This is a genomic window from Arthrobacter sp. Soil763 (assembly GCF_001428365.1).
Classification (GTDB): Bacteria; Actinomycetota; Actinomycetes; order Actinomycetales; family Micrococcaceae; genus Arthrobacter.
Window position 1 is genome coordinate 684,176 of the sequence record NZ_LMSH01000001.1, and the last position, 22,025, is coordinate 706,200.

The 22,025-nt window shown below is 69.3% G+C and carries 19 protein-coding genes; 11 read left to right on the top strand and 8 right to left on the bottom strand.

Features of this window, described 5'->3' with window-relative positions:
* The first annotated feature begins 30 nt into the window (after window positions 1–30).
* Window positions 31–1,125, top strand: coding sequence for a Gfo/Idh/MocA family oxidoreductase (locus ASG71_RS03205; RefSeq protein ID WP_056736992.1), 1,095 nt, complete (start codon window positions 31–33; stop codon window positions 1,123–1,125).
* Between the two features lie 166 nt (window positions 1,126–1,291).
* On the opposite strand, the gene ald is transcribed toward ASG71_RS03205, so the two are convergent.
* The gene (ald, locus tag ASG71_RS03210) at window positions 1,292–2,410 is read right to left on the bottom strand and encodes an alanine dehydrogenase (RefSeq protein WP_056736994.1); all 1,119 of its coding nucleotides are present in this window, start codon (window positions 2,408–2,410) and stop codon (window positions 1,292–1,294) included.
* A gap of 244 nt (window positions 2,411–2,654) precedes the next feature.
* On the opposite strand from ald, the gene ASG71_RS03215 reads away from it, so the two are divergent.
* Window positions 2,655–3,875: a PucR family transcriptional regulator gene (locus ASG71_RS03215; protein WP_056737250.1), complete on the top strand. Its 1,221-nt coding sequence runs from the start codon at window positions 2,655–2,657 to the stop codon at window positions 3,873–3,875.
* A 47-nt stretch (window positions 3,876–3,922) separates the two neighbouring features.
* On the opposite strand, the gene ASG71_RS03220 is transcribed toward ASG71_RS03215, so the two are convergent.
* From ASG71_RS03220 to ptsP, 3 genes are all read right to left on the bottom strand, one after another.
* The gene (locus ASG71_RS03220; protein WP_056736996.1) at window positions 3,923–4,159 is read right to left on the bottom strand and encodes a hypothetical protein; all 237 of its coding nucleotides are present in this window, start codon (window positions 4,157–4,159) and stop codon (window positions 3,923–3,925) included.
* 74 nt (window positions 4,160–4,233) lie between these two features.
* Window positions 4,234–4,671, bottom strand: a complete 438-nt coding sequence (locus ASG71_RS03225) for a helix-turn-helix domain-containing protein (RefSeq protein ID WP_056736998.1) — start codon at window positions 4,669–4,671, stop codon at window positions 4,234–4,236.
* A 42-nt stretch (window positions 4,672–4,713) separates the two neighbouring features.
* Entirely contained in the window at window positions 4,714–6,399 is a 1,686-nt protein-coding gene (ptsP, locus tag ASG71_RS03230) for a phosphoenolpyruvate--protein phosphotransferase (RefSeq protein WP_056737000.1), read from the bottom strand.
* 175 nt (window positions 6,400–6,574) lie between these two features.
* On the opposite strand from ptsP, the gene ASG71_RS03235 reads away from it, so the two are divergent.
* From ASG71_RS03235 to ASG71_RS03245, 3 genes are read left to right on the top strand one after another with little or no spacing between them, the layout of a single operon-like run.
* Entirely contained in the window at window positions 6,575–7,300 is a 726-nt protein-coding gene (locus ASG71_RS03235; protein ID WP_056737003.1) for a TetR/AcrR family transcriptional regulator, read from the top strand.
* A 54-nt stretch (window positions 7,301–7,354) separates the two neighbouring features.
* Window positions 7,355–9,343 carry a PTS mannitol transporter subunit IICBA gene (locus ASG71_RS03240; protein ID WP_056737005.1) on the top strand — a complete coding sequence of 663 codons (1,989 nt, stop codon included), beginning with the start codon at window positions 7,355–7,357 and terminating at the stop codon, window positions 9,341–9,343.
* The gene (locus ASG71_RS03245; RefSeq protein ID WP_056737007.1) at window positions 9,343–10,491 is read left to right on the top strand and encodes a mannitol-1-phosphate 5-dehydrogenase; all 1,149 of its coding nucleotides are present in this window, start codon (window positions 9,343–9,345) and stop codon (window positions 10,489–10,491) included. The genes ASG71_RS03240 and ASG71_RS03245 overlap by 1 nt, the downstream gene beginning before the upstream one ends.
* A gap of 95 nt (window positions 10,492–10,586) precedes the next feature.
* On the opposite strand, the gene cycA is transcribed toward ASG71_RS03245, so the two are convergent.
* A complete protein-coding gene (gene cycA / locus ASG71_RS03250) occupies window positions 10,587–12,050 on the bottom strand; it encodes a D-serine/D-alanine/glycine transporter (protein WP_056737009.1) in 1,464 nt (487 codons plus the stop codon).
* A gap of 126 nt (window positions 12,051–12,176) precedes the next feature.
* Between cycA and ASG71_RS03255 the strand changes: the two genes are divergently transcribed.
* From ASG71_RS03255 to ASG71_RS03265, 3 genes are all read left to right on the top strand, one after another.
* On the top strand, window positions 12,177–12,716 hold the full coding sequence (locus ASG71_RS03255) for a GNAT family N-acetyltransferase (protein ID WP_056737010.1): 540 nt from the start codon (window positions 12,177–12,179) through the stop codon (window positions 12,714–12,716).
* A gap of 34 nt (window positions 12,717–12,750) precedes the next feature.
* Complete coding sequence (locus ASG71_RS03260; RefSeq protein WP_056737012.1) at window positions 12,751–13,212, top strand: MarR family winged helix-turn-helix transcriptional regulator; 462 nt, start codon at window positions 12,751–12,753, stop codon at window positions 13,210–13,212.
* 62 nt (window positions 13,213–13,274) lie between these two features.
* Entirely contained in the window at window positions 13,275–14,501 is a 1,227-nt protein-coding gene (locus tag ASG71_RS03265) for an MFS transporter (RefSeq protein WP_056737015.1), read from the top strand.
* Between the two features lie 90 nt (window positions 14,502–14,591).
* Here the strand turns inward: ASG71_RS03265 and ASG71_RS03270 are convergent, their stop codons facing one another.
* From ASG71_RS03270 to rraA, 3 genes are all read right to left on the bottom strand, one after another.
* Window positions 14,592–16,031 carry a sugar porter family MFS transporter gene (locus tag ASG71_RS03270; protein WP_056737017.1) on the bottom strand — a complete coding sequence of 480 codons (1,440 nt, stop codon included), beginning with the start codon at window positions 16,029–16,031 and terminating at the stop codon, window positions 14,592–14,594.
* Window positions 16,032–16,147: 116 nt separating this feature from the next.
* The gene (locus ASG71_RS03275; RefSeq protein WP_056737019.1) at window positions 16,148–17,800 is read right to left on the bottom strand and encodes an MDR family MFS transporter; all 1,653 of its coding nucleotides are present in this window, start codon (window positions 17,798–17,800) and stop codon (window positions 16,148–16,150) included.
* 116 nt (window positions 17,801–17,916) lie between these two features.
* Window positions 17,917–18,402, bottom strand: a complete 486-nt coding sequence (gene rraA, locus ASG71_RS03280; RefSeq protein WP_056737021.1) for a ribonuclease E activity regulator RraA — start codon at window positions 18,400–18,402, stop codon at window positions 17,917–17,919.
* A 94-nt stretch (window positions 18,403–18,496) separates the two neighbouring features.
* On the opposite strand from rraA, the gene ASG71_RS03285 reads away from it, so the two are divergent.
* The 3 genes from ASG71_RS03285 (at window position 18,497) to ASG71_RS03295 (ending at window position 21,953) form a co-directional block, all read left to right on the top strand.
* Entirely contained in the window at window positions 18,497–19,762 is a 1,266-nt protein-coding gene (locus tag ASG71_RS03285) for an MFS transporter (RefSeq protein ID WP_056737023.1), read from the top strand.
* Between the two features lie 127 nt (window positions 19,763–19,889).
* Window positions 19,890–20,474 (top strand): TetR/AcrR family transcriptional regulator, encoded by a 585-nt coding sequence (locus ASG71_RS03290; RefSeq protein ID WP_056737025.1) that lies wholly within the window; start codon window positions 19,890–19,892, stop codon window positions 20,472–20,474.
* A 264-nt stretch (window positions 20,475–20,738) separates the two neighbouring features.
* On the top strand, window positions 20,739–21,953 hold the full coding sequence (locus ASG71_RS03295; protein ID WP_056737026.1) for an NADP-dependent malic enzyme: 1,215 nt from the start codon (window positions 20,739–20,741) through the stop codon (window positions 21,951–21,953).
* The last annotated feature ends 72 nt before the right edge of the window (window positions 21,954–22,025 follow it).

Below are 22,025 nucleotides of genomic sequence, written 5' to 3' on the forward strand. Positions count from 1 at the left end.
GAGGGGGCGTCGGGCGGGTAGCGTGGAGCAATGACCTCCGAACCCGCCCGCTCCGCTTCCGTTCCCGCGGCCCCGGCCGCCATCCGCACCGCCGTCGCCGGCTTCGGGCTCTCGGGCAGCGTCTTCCACGCGCCGCTGATCGCCGCCAACCCGGCCTTCCGGCTGGCGGCGATCGCCACCTCCGACCCCGGCCGGAAAGCGGCGGCGGCAGCCGCACACCCGGACGCCCGGCTCGTGGACACCCCGGCCGCCCTCCTGGACCTGGCAGAAGGCCTGGACCTGATCGTGCTCGGAACCCCGCCGGCCATGCACTACCCGCTCGCGAAGGCCGCGCTGGAGGCGGGCCTGGACGTCGTCGTCGACAAACCCTTCACCGTGCGCAGCGACGAGGGGAAGGAACTGGTGGAGCTCGCGGCCCGGCTGGGGCGGGTCCTCTCCGTCTTCCACAACCGGCGCTGGGACGGGGACTTCCTGACCGTCCGCGGCCTGCTGGAGAGCGGGGCCCTGGGCGCGGTCAGCCGCTTCGAGTCACGCTTCGAGCGCTGGTCCCCGGCCGTGACGAAGGCATGGAAGGCGGCGGCCACGGCCGGCGACGGCGGCGGGGTGCTGTTCGATCTGGGCACCCACCTGCTGGACCAGGCGCTGCAGCTGTTCGGCCCCGCCACCGTGACCCACGCGGAACTGGCCGCCCGGCGGGACGGGGAACGCGCGGACGACGACGCGTTCGTGGCGCTGCGGCACGAGTCCGGCGTGACAAGCCACCTGGCCATGAACCTGCTCTGCGCCCAGCAGGGCCCGCGTTTCCGGCTGCTGGGCTCCGGCGGAGGCTTCACCAAGCACGGCGTCGACCCGCAGGAGCCCTACCTCGCGGCCGGCGGCAGCCCGCTGGACGCGGCGTACGGGGTGGAGGACACCGCCTGGGCCGGGCAGCTCGGCCGCGACGGCCACCTGGACCGGCTGCCCACCGAACGCGGCGCGTACCCGGAGTTCTACCGGCTGCTAGCCGAAAAGATCGCCGACGGCGGCGCCTCCTCTGCCCTCCCGCTTCCGGTAAACCCGGCCGACGCCGTCGAGGTCCTCACGCTGATTGAGCAGGCCCGGGAACTTGCCGTTAAAAGGGCTTAACGAACGCAACGCTGGACGACGGGCATCCGGCAGCGTGCGTCAAAGCGACGAAGTGGGCCCACGCCGTTCGGGTTCCCTGGCCGAGCTTGCGAGGCGAGGGGAACGGCGGGGAGCAGCACGCAGAGGATGTCTGTCGCCCAGCGCAGCGGGACGATGACGGGCTAAGTTACGCGGAGACCAGCTCGTGCCAGTCGGCGACGAGGGGCAGGTTGTGCGCCTCGGACACCGAGTGGTGGGCCACCTTGCCGCCGGCAATGTTGAGGCCGGAGGCCAGGGCCGCGTCGCGTTCGAAGGCGGCCTTGACGCCGAGGTTGGCCAGCGACACCGCGTAGCGCAGCGTGACGTTGGTCAGGGCGTAGGTGGAGGTGTTCGGCACGGCGCCGGGCATGTTGGCGACGCAGTAGAAGATCGTGTTGTGCACCTTGTACGTCGGTTCCTGGTGCGTGGTGGGGTGCGTGTCCTCGAAGCAGCCGCCCTGGTCCACCGCGATGTCGACCAGCACGGAGCCGGGCTTCATCCGGGAGACGAGCTCGTTGGTGACCAGCTTCGGGGCCTTGGCGCCGGGGATCAGGACGGAACCGATCACGAGGTCGGCGTCGACGACGGACTTTTCGATCTCGTAGGCGTTCGAGGCCACGGTCTTCAGGCGGCCCTGGTAGAGGGCGTCCAGTTCGCGCAGGCGGTTGATGTTGATGTCCAGGATGGTGACGTCGGCGCCGAGGCCCATGGCCATCACGGCGGCGTTGGTGCCGGCCACGCCGGCGCCGAGCACCACGACCTTGGCGGGCCGGACGCCGGGCACGCCGCCCAGCAGCACGCCCTTTCCGCCGGCCGGAGCCATCAGCGAGGTGGCGCCGACCTGCACGGACAGGCGGCCCGCGACCTCGGACATGGGGGCCAGCAGCGGCAGCGCGCGGCCCTCCTGCACGGTCTCGTAGGCGATCGCGGTGACGCCGGTGTTGATCAGTTCCTGGGTCAGCTCCGGCTCGGCGGCCAGGTGCAGGTAGGTGAAGAGGATCAGGCCCTTGCGGAAGCGGTGGTATTCGGCCTTGACCGGCTCCTTGACCTTCATGACCATGTCCGCGCGGCCCCAGACATCGTCCGCGTCGGCAACGATCTCGGCGCCGGCGATCGCGTATTCCTCGTCCGTGATGCCGGAGCCCAGGCCCGCGCCGCGCTCCACCAGGACGGTGTGGCCGTGGTGGCGGAATTCGTGGACGCCGGCCGCGGTGATGGCCACCCGGAATTCGTTGTTCTTGATTTCTTTGGGGACACCGATGATCATTTTTGGGCTCCAGTGATGGTGGCCGTGCAGGCCGGGTGTGCGGGGGAAGTCGTGATTCCAGAATAGGACCGGCTGTGAGGCAGGCGACAGGGCTACCGGCCCCCTCCGCCCCGGAAACCGCGCCATTCCGGGGTTTTCGGAAACGCCGGCTCGACAAATGTCCGGCATGGGGGCGGCAGGTGTCGCCTGCTGTCCGTCCGCCGTCCGCTCGCCGGTCCGGGGCGCCGGGCAGTACTGTTGCAGCATGCAGCAGCAGGACGTCGAGCAGCTCGTGGAGCGCGTGGCCCTCAGGCTCGGGCGCGGACTCTCGCTCGAGGACCTCGACGGCGTGCTGCTCGCCTACAGCTCCAACCAGTCCCACGCGGACCGGGTGCGGGTGAACTTCCTGCTCAGCAAGCGCGTCCCGGTCGACGTCAGCGCCTGGCAGCTCTCACACGGGATCGCGACGGCGGTGCGGCCGGTGGTGGTCCCGGCCAACGAGGAGCTCGGGATGCTCGGACGCGTGTGCGTGCCGCTGCTGGTCCGCGGCTTCCGGGTGGGGTACCTCTGGGTCCAGCTCGACGCCGGGGAGCCCACCGCCGGGTCGGTCCTGGCCCAGCTGCCGGACGTCGCGCCGGAACTGGAGCAGCTCTCCGCCCTGCTGCTGGACTCCAACACCGCCGGGTCCGAGTTCCGCCGCCGCCGCGAACAGGAGTTCCTCGCCGCCTGCCGGGGTGAAGCGAACGCCGTCGCCGCCGTCGCCGGCTGGAAGGAGGTGCAGGGCCGCGGTCCGTGGCAGCTGGTGACGGTGCTCGACGCCGACGGCTGGGCGGAGGGTTCCGATCCGATCGCGTCCACCCTGATCCACCGCTCCGCGGCGCTGCAGGCGACGATCGGCGTCGACGCGGCGCTGTTCAGCGCCGGAACGGAAACCCACGCCGTCGTGCTCTTCAAGGAGTCCACCGGCCGGGCCGACCACGCCCAGGTGCTGGTGCACTACCAGCTGGAGCTGGCCAAGCGCGCCGGCCGGCCCGTGCACAGGATCATCCTCGGCACGTCCGAGGGTTTCTCCCGGCCGCGGGAACTGGCGGAGGCGTACCGGCAGTCCCGCCAGGCCGCGCAGGCCGCGGCCGTGGACCCGCAGCTGGGCGAACTGGTGGACTGCCGCGCCACCGGCCTCTACCAGCTGCTCGCCTCGGCGGGCGGCGGGGCCGGCGCCTGGGCGGACGCGGGCTCGGTGTACTTCCGGATGCTGGAGGACCACGACCGAAACGCGGAGCTGCTGCCGGTATTGGAGCTCTTCTACGACAATGACAGCTCGGTCCAGGAGGTGGCGGCCAAGCTGCACCTGCACCGAAGCAGCGTGTACAACAGGCTCGGCAGGATCCGGCAAGTGCTGGGCGTGGATCCCCTGAAGGGTATGGTCCGGCTGGAGCTGCACGCGGCGCTTAAGGCGCGGCGCTGGGCGGAACGGCCCCGGATCTAGGGCCCTGGATCTAGGCGTCCGGGTCGGGTGCCCGGGTCGGGACTCGGTCAGCGCTCGTCCCGCAACGCGGAATTCCGGTCCGCGCCGGAGGAGCCTTCCGGCTCCGCGGCCTCCCGGTTCCGGCGGGCCAGGCGGCTGTCCGTCCACAATGCCACGGCCACGAAGGCGACGCAGCTGGCCATGAAGGCGGCGGTGGCGTTCAGGCCCATCACCGTTCCGAGGATGCCGGTGAGCAGCATGGCGGCGATACCGGCCAGGATGTGCCACCCTCTGAACTTACCCACAATTCAAGCGTAACCCCGTCCCCCGCTGCCCTCCGGCGCCCGGGCGGGATCGTTGTTTGATCCTTATCACGCCGTCACGAACCGTCCGTCGCGCCGTCGGGGGCGTCGTCACCAGTCCCGCCGCCCGCGGCCGGGCCGGCGGACGCTTTCTTCTGCTGGGTCTGCAGCCAGGCCATGATGTCGGCCAGCCGGATCCGGCGGTGCGTGCCGCGGTACTCGACCGGGATCTCGCCCCGGTCGGTCATGTTCCGCAGGTAGGTGTGCGAAATCCCCGCCAGTTCGGCCGCCTTGGAGGTGGTCAGCATCTCCTCGACGCTGCTGACGGTGACGGATTCCCCCCGGCTGAAGCGCTCCAGCAGGTCCACGACGGCGTCCCTGGCCGCGGGCGGCAGGCGGTGGACGGTGCCGTCGACGAAGACGGTGATGTCGCTGCTGCCGTTGAGGGCATACCGGAGTTTCTGTGCGTCGTCGGCCGGGAGCCCGGCCGTCACCCGGGGAGCTATCAGTGTCATGGACTGCATCCTAGCGCCCCGGGCGGAGTGCCCGGTCCCCGGTTAGAGGCCCAGTTCCTCCAGGACAGGCAGCTTGGCCCGCACCCAGGCGCGGGCCTCGGTGGCGCTCGGTGCGGACAGGGCCAGCTTGGCCAGGTCCTGCGCCTCGGCGAGGGTGACCGTCTTGAGGACCGCGGCCACGGCCGCGATGGAGCGGGCCGTCATGGACAAAGTGGTGACGCCCAGCCCGGTCAGCACGACGGCGAGGGCCGGGTCCGCGGCGGCCTCGCCGCAGACGCCCACCGGTTTCCCGTGGCCTTCCGCGAGGGAACCCTCGACGGTCAGGCCGACGAGGCGCAGCACGGCTGGCTGCCACGGCGTGTTCAGTCCGGCGAGCGGCCCCAGTTGCCGGTCCGCGGCCATGGCGTACTGGGTGAGGTCGTTGGTGCCCAGGCTCGCGAAGCCCACCTCGCGCAGGATCGCTTCCGCGGTGAGCGCCGCCGACGGCACCTCCACCATGACGCCCGGGGTCTTGATCCCGGCCGCCGCGCACAGCGATGCAAACCGTGCAGCTTCCTCGGCGGTGGAAATCATCGGCGCCATCACCCACACGTCCGCCTCGGATTCCTGCTCCGCGCGGGCGATCGCCTGCAGTTGGCGTTCGAGCACGCCCGGGGTGGTGAAGTCGGTCCGGTAGCCGCGGACGCCCAGGGCCGGATTCGGCTCGGTGGCGTCGGTCAGGAACGGCAGCGGCTTGTCCGCCCCGGCATCCAGGGTGCGCAACACCACCTTCTTGCCGGGGAAGGCGTCGAAGACCCCCTTGTACGCGGCGGCCTGTTCCTCCACGGTGGGTTCGGTGTCGCGTTCGAGGAAGCAGAACTCGGTCCGGAACAAGCCCACGCCCTGGGCGTTGAGCCCGGCGGCGGCGACGGCGTCCTTGGCTCCGCCGACGTTGGCGAGCAACGGCACCAGATGCCCGTCCGCCGTCGTGCCGTTGCCGTCAAAGTCCGCCAGCAGCGATGCGGTGGCGGCCCAGTGTTCCGCCGCGTCCCGCTGGGCCTGGTCCGGGTCCGCCGTAATGGTGCCGGCGGCCCCGTCAACGTAGACCTCGGTGCCGTCCGGGAGCGCGTCGACGCCGGCGGCGGCGACGACGGCGGGCAGGCCCAGGGACCGGGCGATGATCGCCGTGTGCGACTGCGGACCGCCGCCGGCCGTGAGCAGCGCCAGCACCTTGTCCGGGTCGAGCGTGGCCGTATCCGCCGGCGCCAGGTCCTCGGCGATGAGGATGAACGGGGCGTCCGACGACGGAATGCCCGGGGCCGGCACGCCCCGCAGTTCCGCCACAATCCGGGCCCGGACGTCGAGGACGTCGGTGGCGCGTTCGGCCATGTAGCCGCCCAGGTTATGCAGCATCTCCGAGACCGAGCCGCCGGCTTCCCAGATGGCCCGCTGGTTGGAGGTGCCGCGGCCGATCAGCTTGGCCGCGGACTTCAGCAGCATGGTGTCGGTCGCCATCAGGGCCGTGGCTTCCAGGACCGCCTTGCCGTCCCCGCTGACGGTTTCGGACCGTGCCTTGAGCTGGTCGTGCACGGCCTTGGCGGCCGCCTTCAGCGCCGCGGTCGCCTCCTCCGCGGAGACCCCCGCGGGCAGCTGCTCGCCCGCAGGCGGTTCGCTGACCGGCTTCGGCATCTGGCGGATGGTGCCGATGATCCGGCCGGGGCTGACGCCTACTCCTTGGAAGTTCTGCACTGAAAGTCCTCAATCTCTGCCGTGAGCCAGTAAGTCGGTCCAGGTGCCGCCGCGGGGGAGGCTGGACCCCACGTTTCCCGCGGCGGACGGCTACGTCAACCCGGAATGGCGGTCCCTGAAAAAGTGTATGTGATGCACTTCATATAGCGTTGCTATAGGTGCTAGGGTAGCGGTTATGAGTATCGATGGCCAGCTACCGCCCAAAACCCGGCTGCTGCGTGCAGCGGCCGGATTGCTGGCCAAGTCCGGGGGAGCCGCGGTCTCCACCCGCCAGATCACGCAGCTGGCGGGCGTCACCGCTCCCACGCTCTACCACCACTTCGGAGACAAGGAAGGGCTGTTCGACGCCGTCGTGGCCGCCGGCTTCGAAGAGTACGTAGCCCGGGAGCGTGACTTCGCGCCTTCCGGGGAGCCGCTGGAGGACATCCGCCGGATGTGGGACCAGCACGTGCACTTCGGGCTGAAGCAGCCGGAGCTGTACCTCGTCATGTTCGGCAACATCCGCCCGGAAAGCCGCCCCGCCGTCGTCGCCGACGCCGAGGCGCTGATGGAGGAGATGCTCAACAAGGCCGCCGTCGCCGGCCAGCTCGCCGTCCCGCCCAAGGAGGCGGCCCGCAGCATCCTGGCCGCCAACGTGGGGGTGACGCTCATGTTGATCACGGAGAAGGCGCCGGAACGGAACCTTGAGCTGTCCGCCATGACCCGGGACGCGATGATTTTCGCCGTCTCCACCGAACAGGCCCGGGACAGCGGGCCGGATTCCGGGAAATCCCCGGTCGTGGTGGCGGCGATCGCCCTGAACGCGGCGCTGCAGGCTTCGCACTCGGACCAGCTCTCGAGCTCCGAACTCAAGCTTTTTCTCGAATGGCTCCACCGGATCTCGACCAGTTCCACCAGCTAGCTCGAAATATCGGACAATCCTGCGGTGCAGCAGGAACAACGGTTAGGAAATCAGATGGCAACAGAGACAGTTGCGAAACCACGGACCAGCATGCGGGTCGGCGTCCAGCGATTCGGCACCTTCCTGTCCGGCATGATCATGCCCAACATCGGCGCCTTCATCGCCTGGGGCATCATTACCGCCTTCTTCATCCCGGCGGGCTTCACCCCCAATGAGGAACTGGCCAAGCTGGTCGGCCCGATGATCACCTACCTGCTGCCGCTCCTGATCGGCTACACCGGCGGACGCATGGTCTACGGCGTCCGCGGCGGCGTCGTCGGCGCGGCCGCGACCATGGGCGTGATCGTCGGTACGGACATCCCGATGTTCATCGGCGCGATGATCATGGGCCCGCTGACTGCCTGGATCATGAAGCGGCTCGAAAGCCTCTGGGAGAACAAGGTCAAGCCCGGCTTCGAGATGCTGATCGACAACTTCACCGCCGGCATCGTCGCCGCCGTCATGGCCATCTTCGGCATGCTGGTGATCGGCCCGGTGGTGAAGGCCTTCAGCAACGGTGCCAGCGCCGTCGTCGAGTTCCTGGTCAACAACGGCCTGCTGCCCTTCACCAGCATCTTCATTGAACCGGCCAAGGTCCTGTTCCTGAACAACGCCGTCAACCACGGCATCCTGACTCCGCTGGGCACCGAGCAGGCACTCGCCCAGGGCAAGTCCATCCTGTTCCTGCTGGAAGCCAACCCCGGCCCCGGCGTCGGCATCCTGCTCGCCTACATGATCTTCGGCAAGGGCATGGCCAAGGCCTCGGCCCCAGGCGCCGCGCTGATCCAGTTCGTCGGCGGCATCCACGAGATCTACTTCCCCTACGTGCTGATGAAGCCGATCATCATCCTCGCCGCGATCGGCGGCGGCATGACCGGCATCTTCACCCTGGTCCTGACCGGCGCGGGCCTGCGCTCCCCGGCCGCCCCGGGCAGCATTATTGCCGTCTTCGCCGCCACCCCTGCGGACAGCTTCTTTGGCGTGGCGCTCTCGGTGCTGCTCGCCGCCACCGTGTCCTTCCTGATCGCCTCGGTCATCCTCAAGGCCAGCAAGGACGTCGAGGGCGACGAACTCGGTGCCGCCACCAGCCGGATGGAGGCCATGAAGGGCAAGAAGAGCTCCGTCTCCTCGGCCCTCACCGGCGCCGGTGCGGGCGCCGGCGGCGTCGCGGTGCTGGCCGGGCCTGTCAAGAACATCGTCTTCGCCTGCGACGCCGGGATGGGCTCGTCCGCGATGGGCGCCTCGGTGCTGCGGAACAAGATCAAGGCCGCCGGCTACCCGGACGTCAAGGTCACCAACTCCGCGATCGCGAACCTCTCCGACACGTACGACGTCGTCATCACGCACCAGGACCTGACCGAACGGGCCAAACCCGCAACCTCCAGTGCCGTGCACGTCTCCGTGGACAACTTCATGAACTCGCCGAAGTACGACGAGATTGTGGAACTGGTCAAGAGCAGCAACGCCCCGGCGGAAGCCACCGAGGCTCCTGCGGCTACTGCCGCGCCGCCGGCCGGTGCGGCTGCCCCGGCAGCCGGTGCGGCCGCCGAACCGGAGGCGGGGGCCGGCCCGTCCGGCATTCTCGTGGCCGACAGCGTGGTCCTCAGCGGCACCGCCACCACCCGGGACGCTGCGATCGATGAGGCGGGGCGGCTGCTGCTGGACCGCGGCGCCGTCGACGCCGGCTACCTGGACGCAATGCACGAGCGCGAGGAATCCGTCTCCACCTACATGGGCAGCTACCTCGCGATTCCGCACGGCACCAACGCGGCCAAGGACCACATCATGAAGTCCGCGGTGTCCGTGGTGCGCTACCCGGACGGCATCGACTGGAACGGCAAGGAAGTCAAGTTCGTCGTCGGCGTCGCCGGCATCAACAACGAACACCTGCAGATCCTGTCCTCGATCGCCAAGGTCTTCACCAACAAGGCGCAGGTCGCGCAGCTGGAGGCGGCCACCACCGTCGACGAAGTGCTCGACCTGTTCGGAAAGGTCAATTCCTAGTGAAGGCTGTTCATTTCGGAGCCGGAAACATCGGCCGCGGTTTCGTCGGGCTGCTGCTGCACGAGGCGGGGTATGAGGTGGTGTTCGCCGACGTCGCGGACGCCCTCATCACCCAGCTCGCGGCCGCGGACAGCTACCAGGTGCACGAGGTGGGGGACAACCCGACCGTCCGGACGGTGGACAACTTCCGCGCGCTCAACTCCGGCACCCAGGAGGCCGACGTCGTCGCGGAGATCGCGACCGCGGACATCGTCACCACCGCCGTCGGCCCGCACATCCTGAAGTTCGTCGCGCCCCTGATCGCCCGGGGCATTGCGGCCCGGGCGGCGGGCCTGGCACCGCTCCAGGTGATGGCGTGCGAGAACGCGATCAACGCCACCGACATCCTGAAGACCGAGGTTGCCGCGCAGTGGGACCCGGCCGCGGGGAACCTGGACGACGCCGCCGTGTTCGCCAACACGGCGGTGGACCGGATCGTGCCCAACCAGGAGGCCGGGCAGGGCCTGGATGTCACGGTGGAGAACTTCTACGAGTGGGTGATCGACCGCACCCCGTTCGCGGGCAAGGAACCGGTCATCCCCGGGGCGACCTTCGTCGATGACCTGGCGCCCTACATCGAGCGGAAACTCTTCACGGTCAACACCGGGCACGCTTCCGCCGCCTACTTCGGGTTCGAGGCAGGGCTGGGCAAGATCTCCGAGGCCATGGCGGACCAGGACGTCGCCGCGGACGTGCGCGCGGTGCTGGACGAAACCAAGGAGCTGCTGGTGGCCAAGCACGGCTTCAACCGCGAGGAACAGGAAGCCTACGTGCAGAAGATCCTCGGCCGGTTCTCCAATCCGCACCTGCCGGACACGGTGAACCGGGTGGGCCGGGCGCCGCTGCGGAAACTCAGCCGGCACGAGCGCTTCATCGGACCCGCCGCGGAGCTTGCCGAGCGCGGGATCGTGCCCGAGGCGCTGGTCGGCGCGATCGCGGCCGCGTTGCGTTTCAACGACCCGGCCGACGCCGAGGCCGTCGAGCTGGCGCAGCTGCTGAACTCCGCCAGCGCCGAGGACGCCACGACAAAGATCACCGGCCTGGACGCGGACCATCCGCTGTTCCCGGCGGTCTGCGCCGTGGTCGAGGAGGCCAAGGCCGCCGTCTAGACCGACGCTCCCTCACGTTTGACGGAAAAACGACGGGCCCTCCCTCACATCATGTGAGGGGGGCCCGTCGCTTTATCGCCGGATCTGAGGGAGCGTCAGGAACGGGCGGCGGCCGTTTCGGCGTCGGCCATGGCCTTCCACTCGGCAACGCGCGCCTGGTGCAGCGGGGAGCGGCGGACGACGGCGAACGCCACGCCCAGGACCGCGAACCAGAGCGGGGTGACCAGCAGTGCGACGAGGGTGTCCGGCTGGGTGGTCAGCGCCCAGACCAGGAAGGCGAAGAACGCGAACACCACCCACACCATCGGCACGCCGCCGGGCATCTTGAACGTCGAGGCCGCGTGCAGCTCCGGCCGGCGCTTCCGGTAGACCAGGTAACTGGCCAGGATGATGCTCCAGACGAACATGAAGCAGACCGCGGAGACGGTGGTGACCATGTCGAACGCGGTGCCCACGTCCTTGCCCGCGTAGAGCAGGACGACGCCGGCGAGCAGCAGCACGCAGGAGAGGAACAGGGCGTTCTGCGGGACCTTGCGGCTGGACAGCCGGCCGAAGATCTTGGGGGCGTCGCCGTCGTTGGCCAGGCCGTAGACCATCCGCGAGGTCGAGTAGATGCCGGAGTTGGCCGAGGACATGGCCGAGGTCAGCACCACCAGGTTCACCACCGTGGCGGCCATGCCGAGGCCCGCGAGGGAGAACATGGCGATGAACGGGCTCTGGCCGGCCTTGAAGCCGGTCCACGGGGTGACGGACATCAGGATGATCAGGGCGCCGACGTAGAACAGCATGACGCGCAGCGGGATGGCGTTGATGGCGCGCGGGAGGTTGTGCTCGGGGTTCTTGGTCTCCGCGGCGGCGGTGCCCACCAGCTCAATGCCCACGAACGCGAACACGGCGATCTGGAACCCTGCCACGAAGCCCATGAACTCCTTGGGGAAGAAGCCGCCGTGGCTCCACAGGTTGCTGAAGCTGGCGGTGCCGGCGTTGGACTGGAAGCCGGTGAAGATCATGACCAGGCCGACGGCGATCAGCGCGACGATCGCCACGATCTTGATCAGCGCGAACCAGAACTCGGTCTCGCCAAAGGCTTTGACGGTGGGGAGGTTGAGCAGGAGCAGGATGATGATGGTCGCGATGCCCGGGATCCACAGCTGGATGCCCGGCCAGAGCTGCTCGGCGTAGCCGGCGATCGCGATCACGTCCGCCACGCCGGTGACCACCCAGCAGAACCAGTAGGTCCAGCCGGTGAAGAAGCCGGCCCAGGGCCCCAGCAGGTCGCCGGCGAAGTCGCTGAAGGACTTGTAGTTCAGGTTGGAGAGCAGCAGTTGGCCCATGGCGCGCATGACGAAGAACAGCATGAAGCCGATGATCATGTACACGAAGATCACGGAGGGCCCGGCAACTGAAATGGTCTTGCCGGAGCCCATGAAGAGGCCGGTGCCGATGGCGCCACCGATGGCCAGCAGCTGGATGTGCCGGTTGCTCAACGAGCGTGCGAGGTGGGGCTCGGTGTCCCGGCTGGAGGCAGTTCGCTGCTCCGCGGTTGTCTGTTCGGGCATGTCAACAATCCTTTGTGTGGTCCGCCGAAGGTGACGGCGGTTACAAATCAGCCTTTCCAAGGTACAGGGTCGGAAATCGTGGTGCGATATCGGCCGCCCGGCGCCGCGTCATGGCAGGCTGGGCGGGTGACTTCCACTTCGGCGGACCAGGCCGCACTGCTAACATTCGGCGTCGACGCCGGGACGTTCCGGCTGCGCCGCGCGCACCGGGCGGACCTGCCGGCCATTCTCCGGCTGCTCGCCGACGACCAGCTGGGTTCCGCGCGCGAGGACGCGGCTGATCTGGCGCCGTACGAGCGGGCGTTCGCCGCGATCGACGCCGATCCCGCCCACCTGCTGCTGGTGGGCGACCTGGCCCCGTCTGACGGCTCCGAACCCCGGGTCGTGGCCACCTTCCAGCTCAGCTTCCTGCCGGGCCTCTCCCGCCGCGGCTCGTGGCGCGCCCAGCTCGAGGCCGTCCGGGTTGCCGGCGAGCTGCGGGGCCAAGGGGTGGGCGCCGCGATGGTGGACTGGGCGCTCGGGGAAGCCCGGCGCCGGGACTGTTCGCTGGTGCAGCTGACCACGGATAAATCCCGGACCGCTGCCCGCCGCTTCTATGAACGGCTGGGCTTCTCGGCCAGCCACGAGGGCATGAAGCTGCTGCTGGAGGAGCCGGGCGCCCGTTGACTCTTAGGGCACCTAACTGTTAGGCTCCCTAAGTATGACTGAAGAACAGCTGCCCGACGCCGGCCTGCTGGCCCTCGCCGGGGATTTCCGGGAGGCCCTGCGCCACAGCATTTACCTGGTGCGCCGGCTCGACGCCGACGGCGAACTCAGCGCCGCCCAGCTCAGCACGCTCAAGATGCTGCTGGAGCCGGCCGACGCCGGTGGTGCGCGGGTGGGTGAAATCGCCCGCAACCTCGGCGTCAAGGTCCCCAGCGCCACCGAACAGATCATCAAGCTGGAGCGGGCCGGACTGGTCCGTCGGGAAGCTGATCCGGCGGATTCCCGCGCCGTGCTCGTCACGCTGACGGCGGACGGCCTTGCCGCCGTCGAATCCGCCAACGCGCGCCGCAACGCGGTCATGGCGGGAATCCTGGGCTCCCTCACGGAGGCCGAACGCGCCGCCCTCGCCGCCGCCCTGCCGGTGGTCGGCAAGATCAACGCCTCGCTTCAGCCCTGACCGGCCCGCCGGCAGCACCCGCCCCCAGCCCCAACACACCACAACACTTAGGAGCATCCTTCATGGACGGCCAGCTCACGGCCCCCGCGCCCGAAGCCGCATCAACCCTCGAGGCCGAGAAGGCCTCCCTCCTCAGGCAGCCCAAGGCGGTCTGGGCCACGGCCCTCGCCGCGGTCTTCGCCTTCATGGGGATCGGCCTGGTCGACCCCATCCTGCCCGCAATTGCCAAGAACCTCGAGGCGACCCCCAGCGAGGTGTCGCTGCTGTTCACCAGCTACTTCATGGTCACCGCCATCGCCATGCTGATCACCGGCTTCGTCTCCTCCCGGATCGGCGGCAAACGCACCCTGCTGGCCGGCCTGGCCATCATCGTGGTGTTCGCCTCCTTGTCCGGCCTCTCCGGCAGCGTCGGCGAACTGGTCGGCTTCCGCGCCGGCTGGGGGCTGGGCAACGCGCTGTTCGTCGCCACCGCGCTGGCCGTGATCGTCGGCGTCGCGAGCGGCGGCGCCGGGACCGCGATCATCCTCTACGAGGCGGCGCTCGGCCTGGGCATCTCCCTGGGCCCGCTCCTGGGCGCCCTGCTGGGCGGCTGGCAGTGGCGCGCTCCGTTCTTCGGAACCGCCGTGCTCATGGCCTCGGCCTTCATCGCGCTGATCGCCCTGCTGCCCAGGACTCCGCTGCCGGCCCGGAAGGTCCGGCTTCGCGATCCGCTGCTGGCCCTGGGCCACCGGGGACTGCGGACGACCGCGGCCAGCGGCCTGTTCTATAACTACGGTTTCTTCACCATCCTCGCCTTCACCCCGTTCATCCTGGGCATGGATGCCTACGGGATCGGCGGCGTGTTCTTCGGCTGGGGTGTCGCCGTGGCCGTGTTCTCCGTCTTCGTCGCCCCGGCGCTGCAGCGTCGTTTCGGCGCGGTCAAGGTCCTCGGCGGCACCCTGGGGCTGCTGCTCCTGGACCTGGTGGGCCTCGGCCTGGCCGCCGGGCACTCGGTGCCCGCCGTCGTCGTCCTGGTGGTGGCCTCCGGTGCGCTGTTGGGGATCAACAACACGATCTACACCGAACTGGCCATGGGCGTCTCGGATTCGCCCCGGCCGGTGGCCTCCGCGGGCTACAACTTCGTCCGCTGGATGGGCGGCGCGCTGGCCCCGTTCGCCGCTGCGCAGCTCGGCGAGCACTTCGGGCCCCAGGTGCCGTTCTTCGCCGCAGCCGCCGCCATGGCGCTGGCGGTCGCGGTGGTCCTCGGCGGCCGCCGGTACCTCACGGCGCACGAGCCGCACCTGGTCTAACCCGCAGAAAGCGCGAACCACAGCGCGAACGTACACTTGAGGCCCTTGTTTCCGCGGAAACAAGGGCCTCAAGTGTACGTTCGCGCCTTCCTACTTCTTGGCGGAACCCTTCGGCACGAACAGCGTCTCCGCGTGCTCCAGCGCCATGCCGTTCGTCTCCGGGACCTTGAACATCACGAAGAAGAACGACGCCGCCGCGAACAGGGCGTACATGGCGTAGGTCAGCGGCAGCGAGGCCGCCGCCATGACCGGGAAGCTCAGCGTGATGGCGAAGTTGGCGATCCACTGGGCGGCCGCGGCCAGGCCCAGGGCGCGGGCACGGATCCGCGACGGGAAGATCTCGCCGAGCAAGACCCAGACCAGCGGGCCCCAGGACGCGCCGAAGCTGATCACGAAGACGTTCGCGGCCACTAGGGCGGCCGGTCCCCAGGCGCCCGGGAGCGTGATGTTCTCGCCGGATCCGGTGGCGGAACCGAAGGCCAGCGCCATCGTCGCCAGCGAGGCGGCCATGCCGACCGAACCGGCCAGCAGGATTGGGCGGCGGCCGATCCGGTCCACCAGCGCGATGGCCACGAGGGTGACCAGGATGTTCGTGACCGAGGTGGCCACGGAGATCGTGAGCGAGTCCTTCTCCTGGAACCCGACGGCCTTCCAGAGCGTCGTGGAGTAGTAGAAAATCACGTTGATGCCGACAAACTGCTGCAGCACCGAGAGGATGATGCCGATCCAGACCACCGGCTGCAGGCCCAGGGCCTTGCCGCGCAGCGAGCCCTTCTGGCCGGCGAGTTTGTCCTCCTCGATGGCCGTCTTGATGTCGCGGAGGTGGCGGTCGGTGTCGTCGTCCGGGGCGATCGACCGGAAGACCTTGAGGGCCTCCTCGTCCTTGCCCTGGACCACGAGGAACCGCGGGGACTCGGGCAGCGTGAAGGCGATCCAGCCGTAGACGACGGCGGGGACGGCGCCGGCGATGAACATCCAGCGCCAGGCCTCGACGCCGAACCACAGGTTCTGGTCGGCGCCGCCGGCGAAGTTGGCGAACAAGGCGTCGGAGAGCAGGGCCGCGAAAATACCGGTGGTGATGGCCAGCTGCTGCAGCGATGCAAGGCGGCCGCGCACGTGCCGCGGCGAGATCTCGGAGATGTACGCCGGGGCGATCACCGAGGCGAGCCCGATGCCCAGGCCGCCGACGAGGCGCCAGAAAATCCGGTCCCAGACGCCGAAGGCGAAGCCGGTCCCGAAGGCGCTGACGAGGAACAGCAGGGCGCCGATCTTCATGGCGGGGATCCGGCCGTAGCGGTCCGCGATCTTGCCGGCCATGTACGCGCCGGCCGCGCAGCCCAGCAGGGCCACGGCGACGGCGGAGCCGGTCACGGCCTCACTGAGGGCGAATTCGTCCTTGATGGCGTCGACCGCTCCGTTGACGACGGAGGAGTCGAAGCCGAAGAGGAAGCCGCCGACGGCCCCCGCCACGGCCAGCCAGATCACCCGTTTGGGGATCTTGGCAGCGGTCTGGTCCTGGGTGGTGGTCATATGGCTCCCTCGGCAATTCGTGGTCTGCGGCTCGCGCCGCAACTACCCAGTCTTACACCGCCGTCGACGCGGCGCTTGTCACACCGCCACAAAATGAGAGCAAGCTTACAGTTCGGCTAGTGGGCCGCGACCGGCTCCTTGGCGGCGGCTTTCGGATCGGTGAGCTTCTTGTTTGGCAGCGCGAAACTGATCAGGAAAGCGACGCCGGTCAGCACCGCGGCGGTGAGCATCACGGCGTCGATCGACTGGGCGAAACCCTCGGTGATCGGCCGGGTCAGGCTGGCGTTTGCGGTGTGCAGCCAGCTCGTATCGTTCAGCGAGTCGTTGCTGGCGCCGTTCTTGAAGAACTCGTACAGCTGGGCGTTCGCGGGGTCCGCGGCGACGGCCGGGTCCTTGAGCACCTTGAGGTAGTCCGCGTTCTGCGCCGCGGCTTTCATCCCGGCGGCGATCTTGTCCGCCGCGAGGCTGAAGAGCATCGAAATGAACACGGCGGTGCCCACCGCGCCGCCCATGGAGCGGAAGAAAGCGGCGGAGGAGGTGCCTACGCCCATGTCCTTGGCCGGCACCGAGACCTGCATGGCGAGGGTGAGCGGCTGCATGCAGAAGCCCAGGCCGAGGCCGAAGAACACGGCAATCGCGCCGGGGACCCAGAGCGGCGTGTCGACGCCCAGCGAGAGCCCCATCACGACGGCGGCCGCGGTCAGCACGGCGGTGCCCAGGATCGGGAAGATCCGGTAGGTACCCGACGCCGAGATGGTCCGGCCGGCGGTGATGGATCCGGTCAGGATGCCCACCGTGAAGGTGATCATCATCAGGCCCGCCTCGGTGGGGGTGAGGCCCTTGACCAGCTGCAGGTACATCGGCAGCATCGCGATGGCACCGAACATGCCGACGCCGATGATGAAGTTCAGCAGCGAGGAGAGCCCGAAGGTGGCGTTCCGGAACAGCCTGAGGGGGATCAGGGCGTAGTCGCCGGCGCGCTTCTCGGCCAGCAGGAACGCGATGATGCCGACGGCGCCGAGCCCGTAGCAGAGGAAGGCTTCGGCGGAGGTCCAGCCCCAGGTGCGGCCTTGTTCGGCGACGAGGAGCAGCGGGACGATCGCCAGGGTGATGGCCGCGGCACCCCAGTAGTCGATTTTCTGCTTGAGGTGCTTGGCCGGCAGGTGCAGGTAGAGGAAGACGACGGCGAGGGCGGCCAGGCCGATCGGGATGTTGATGAAGAAGACCCAGCGCCAGCCGTCGAAGCCCAGGATGTTCGCGGACCCGGCAAAGGCGCCGCCGATCACCGGACCCAACACGGAGGAGATGCCGAAGACCGACATGAAGTAGCCCTGGAACTTGGCCCGGTCCTTCAGCGCCACGATGTCGCCGATGATGGTCAGCGCGAGGGCCAGCAGGCCACCCGCGCCCATGCCCTGGATGCCGCGGGCAACCGCGAGTTCGGTCATCGAGTGGACCGAGCCGGCATAGAGCGAACCGGCCAGGAAGATCAGGATGGCGGCGAGGTAGAGCGGTCGCCGGCCGAAAATGTCGCTGAGCTTGCCGTAGAGCGGCGTGCTGACCGTGGACGTGATGAGGTACGCCGTCGTCGCCCAGGCCTGCAGCGAGAGGCCGTCCAGGTCGTTGGCGATGGTGTAGATCGAGGTGGACACGATCGTCTGGTCCAGGGAGGACAGGAACATGCCGAGCATGAGGCCCACCATGACGGTAATGGTCTGACGGTGCGTCAGGACCTCGCCGGGCAGGCGGGGGGAGGCGGTTTTGGACATGACTGCTCCAAGGAGGGGATGCGGGGTCAAGCAGGAAGGTTGCTTTCAGTAACTATCTTACGGCCGGCTTTGTTCCTGCCCGTCCCACCTCACGGCATCCTGCCGGCGCCGCCCTCTCAGCGTTCGAGTAGGATCCCGTCCGGGTCGCACCAGATGCGGCGGCCCGGCCGCACGGTGACGCCGTCGATGACGAGGTCGACGTCGGTTTCCCCGGCGCCCGCCTTGGCGCTCTTGCGCGGGTTGCTGCCCAGGGCCTTGACCCCGAGCGGCAGCCCGGCGATGGCCACCCGGTCCCGGATGGCGCCGTAAATCACGACGCCGGCCCAGCCGTTCTCGACGGCGCTCGCCGCGATCAGGTCCCCCATCAGGGCGGTGCGCAGCGAGCCGCCGCCGTCGACCACCAGCACCGCGCCGTTGCCCGGGGTGCCCAGCGTGGCCTTGACCAGGGCGTTGTCCTCGAAGCAGCGGATGGTGCGGACCGGGCCGCTGAAGTGGCTGCGGCCGCCCAGGGACTGGAACTGGACCGACACGGAGTCCAGTTCCTCGCCGCGCTCATCGAAAAGGTCGGCTGTGTTTACTGCATCGGTCGAAGACTCTGGCATGGCTGCCCCTTCTGCTCATCGGCTGGTCGTGGTGCCCACGATAGTCTGGGCCCACACTGATCCAGCATCAGCCGCCAGTTCCGGGGGGAACCACATGAGCCTGTCTGAAACAGCCGCGCCGGCGCTCGCCGAACCGCACCGGCCCGTCCGCCCGGTGTGGACTGCCGGCGTCGTCCTGGTCAACGTCGGCATCAACGCGGCGTTCTTCGGCCCGCTCCAGGTACTGCTCGGCCAGCAGGCCGCCGCGTTCGACGAGGGCGGGAAGGAAGCCATCCTGGCCCTCGTAACAGGCGCGGGTGCGGCCGTCTCGCTCGTGGCCAACCCTCTCTTCGGCGCGCTCAGCGACCGCACCACCGCCCGGCGCGGCCGCCGCGTCCCGTGGGTCCTCTTCGGCGCCATCCTTGGGGCCGCCGCGCTCATCGCGCTCGCCGGAGCCCCGAACGTGGCCGTCATGGCGGTGCTCTGGTGCCTCGTGCAGGCCGGCTGCAACGGCGCCTACGCCGCGATTACGGCAGCCATCCCGGACCGGGTGCCGGTGGCGCAGCGCGGCGCCGTAGGCGGGCTTGCCGCCATGGGCCAGACGGTCGGGATCCTCATCGGGGCGGTGATTGCCGCCGTCGTCTCCGGCAACTTCGCGCTGGGCTACGCGTTCTGCGCCGCGGCGCTGGTGGCCGGCGTCGTGCTGTACTTCTTCAAGAACGACGACGTTGCGCTGCCCGCGCACGGCCGCCCGCCGTTCAAACTGGCCCGGTTCGCCGCCGGCTTCTGGATCTCCCCGGCCCGCTACCCGGACTTCGCTTGGGCCTGGCTGACCCGCCTGCTGGTCAATATCGGCAACCACATGGTCACCTTGTACCTGCTGTTTTTCCTCACCGACGCGGTCCAACTGCGCCGCACCCAGGGCATCGAGCCGGAGGTCGGCGTCCTGGTCCTTACCGGTCTGTACGCCGTCATGGTCATCATCACCAGTGTGGTCGGCGGCCGGCTCAGTGACCGGACCGGACGGCGCAAACCGCTCGTCATGCTCTCCTCGGCCGTCATCGCGGCGGCGGCCCTGATCCTCGCCTTCGCGCCGACCTGGACCGGCGCCCTGATCGGCGCCTCCGTGCTGGGCATCGGCTTCGGCTGCTACCTCGCCGTGGACTTCGCGCTGATCACCCAGGTGCTGCCGACCGCCGTCGACCGGGGCAAGGACCTGGGCGTCATCAACATCGCCAATTCCCTGCCGCAGGTCATCGCCCCGCTGATCGCCTACCCCTTTGTGGCGCTCTGGGGAGGCTACGTCTCGCTCTATCTGGCGGCGGCGGTGATCGGCCTGCTGGGGGCGGTTTTCGTGCTCCGGATCAAGGGCGTGGACTAGGCCCGGACGGGCATCGTATGACTGGCGGACCGTCCGGCAGGGTGCCGTATAGTGGACGGGATCGCTGCGGCAGGGCTGTGGACTGACCCTCCCGGCTGCCCAGAAAATCGACCCCGGAACGCTGCTGATGCCTGACTTCCCCACGGATCTCCCGCCCATGGCCCCGCCGCCCACGCTGCCCCGGCAGCGGCGTCGCTATGCGCGGATTCTCGACGTCGCGGCCGGCTTCGCCCGCAAGGGACTGGACTCGGTGGTCCTGTCCGAGGTCGCGGCGAAGGCGGACGTGCCGCTGGGCACCCTGTACCGCTACTTCCCGTCGCCGACGCAGCTCATGCTGGCCCTGTACCGCAAGCAGCTCGGCGAGCTGAGCCTTGGCGAGTGGCCCGACGGCGGCAGGGCGCCGGCGCATGCCCTGGTGGGGGCGGTCATGGAGATCTTCCACATGCGCCTGATGCAGCCCGCGGTGGAGCAGTGCCTGACCCGGGCGGTGTACGCCAAGGACACGGATACCACCGGCCTGCTGCGCGACATCGACGCGACGGCGGAGAAGGCCGTCACGGTGGTCAGCGGCGATCCGGCGGTTTCCAGGGTCCTGCTGCTCACGGTCACCGGGCTGGTGCAGGGCGTCCGGTCCCGGCGGCTCTCGCTCTTCGAAGCCGAGGAAGACCTCAAGAAGGCCTGCTCGCTGCTCACCGGGGGCGGGCCCCGCTGAGCGGGCGCCTGTAGTCTCGGCGCCCGGCCACAGTGCACCGGTCTAGACCAGTTACCGGATTATGTCCGGCTGACTCGTCGTCCCGGGGCGGCGCCGCGTACCATGGCAGCACCGGAGCGGCGCCAGCGCCAGCACTTCCGGGAGCCCCGCCGCGGACCCGACACCCTTGGGTCGCCGCCCCGGCTCCCTACAGACCATCTTGCGCGCGAGTGCGCCCAAGCAGCCGAGTGCCGTAGCCCACGGTGAGCCCCAGGAGACAACGACGTGTCCATTGAAACAATCCGCCCTGCCCACACCGACGCACCCGAGGAAGCGGCCGTGGCTGCGCTCGGTGACGAGGAGATCTTTGCCGCCCACCGGGGCGGGAAGCTCTCGGTCGCCAGTACCGTTCCGCTCGCCAGCAAGCGCGACCTCTCCATCGCCTACACCCCCGGTGTTGCGCAGGTCAGCCGCGCCATCGCCGCCGAACCGGAGCTGGCCAGGACCCTGACCTGGGCCGAGCGCCTGGTCGTCGTGGTCAGCGACGGCACGGCCGTGCTCGGCCTCGGCGACATCGGCCCGAGCGCCTCTCTGCCGGTGATGGAAGGTAAGTCCGCCTTGTTCAAGGCCTTCGGCGACCTGGATTCCATTCCGCTGGTCCTGAACACCACGGACGTCGACGAGATCGTCGAGACGCTGGTCCGGCTGCGCCCCAGCTTCGGGGCCGTCAATCTCGAGGACGTTTCGGCGCCGCGCTGCTTCGAGCTCGAGGAGAAGCTGATCGAAGCCCTCGACTGCCCGGTCATGCACGATGACCAGCACGGCACCGCCGTCGTCGTCCTCGCCGCCCTGACCGGCGCGGCGAAAGTAACCGATCGTGAGCTCGGGGGACTGCGCGTCGTGGTCTCCGGCGCCGGCGCCGCCGGGATCGCCGTCGCGGAAATCCTGCTGGCGGCAGGGATCGACGACGTCGTGCTGCTGGACTCCCGCGGCGTGATCAACCGCGAGCGGGCCGACATCGCCGCGGACCCGGCCAGCAAGAAGGCCCAGCTCGCGGCCCGCAGCAACCCCCGCGGCGTCGCCGGCGGCCCCGGCGAAGCCCTGCTGGGCGCCGACGTGTTCATCGGCGTCTCCTCGTCCCGGCTGGACGAGGAACACCTCAAGCTGATGAACCACAGCGCCATCGTCTTCGCCCTCTCCAACCCGGACCCGGAGGTGCTGCCGGAGGTGGCCTCCAAGTACGCGGCCGTCGTAGCCACCGGGCGCAGCGACTTCCCGAACCAGATCAACAACGTCCTGGCCTTCCCCGGCATCTTCCGTGGCGCCCTCGACGCCGGGGCCCGCCGGATCACGCCGGCGATGAAGCTCGCCGCGGCGAACGCCATCGCCGAACTGGCCGGCGACGAGCTCTCTGCCGACTACATCGTGCCGAGCCCGCTGGATCCCCGCGTCGCGCTGGCCGTCTCGGCCGCTGTCGCCGCGGCGGTGGAGGCGGAGTAACCACCGGCTGCAGCACGACGACGGCGGCGTCCCCGGTTTCGGGGGCACCGCCGTCGTCGTTGGCGCAGGCGG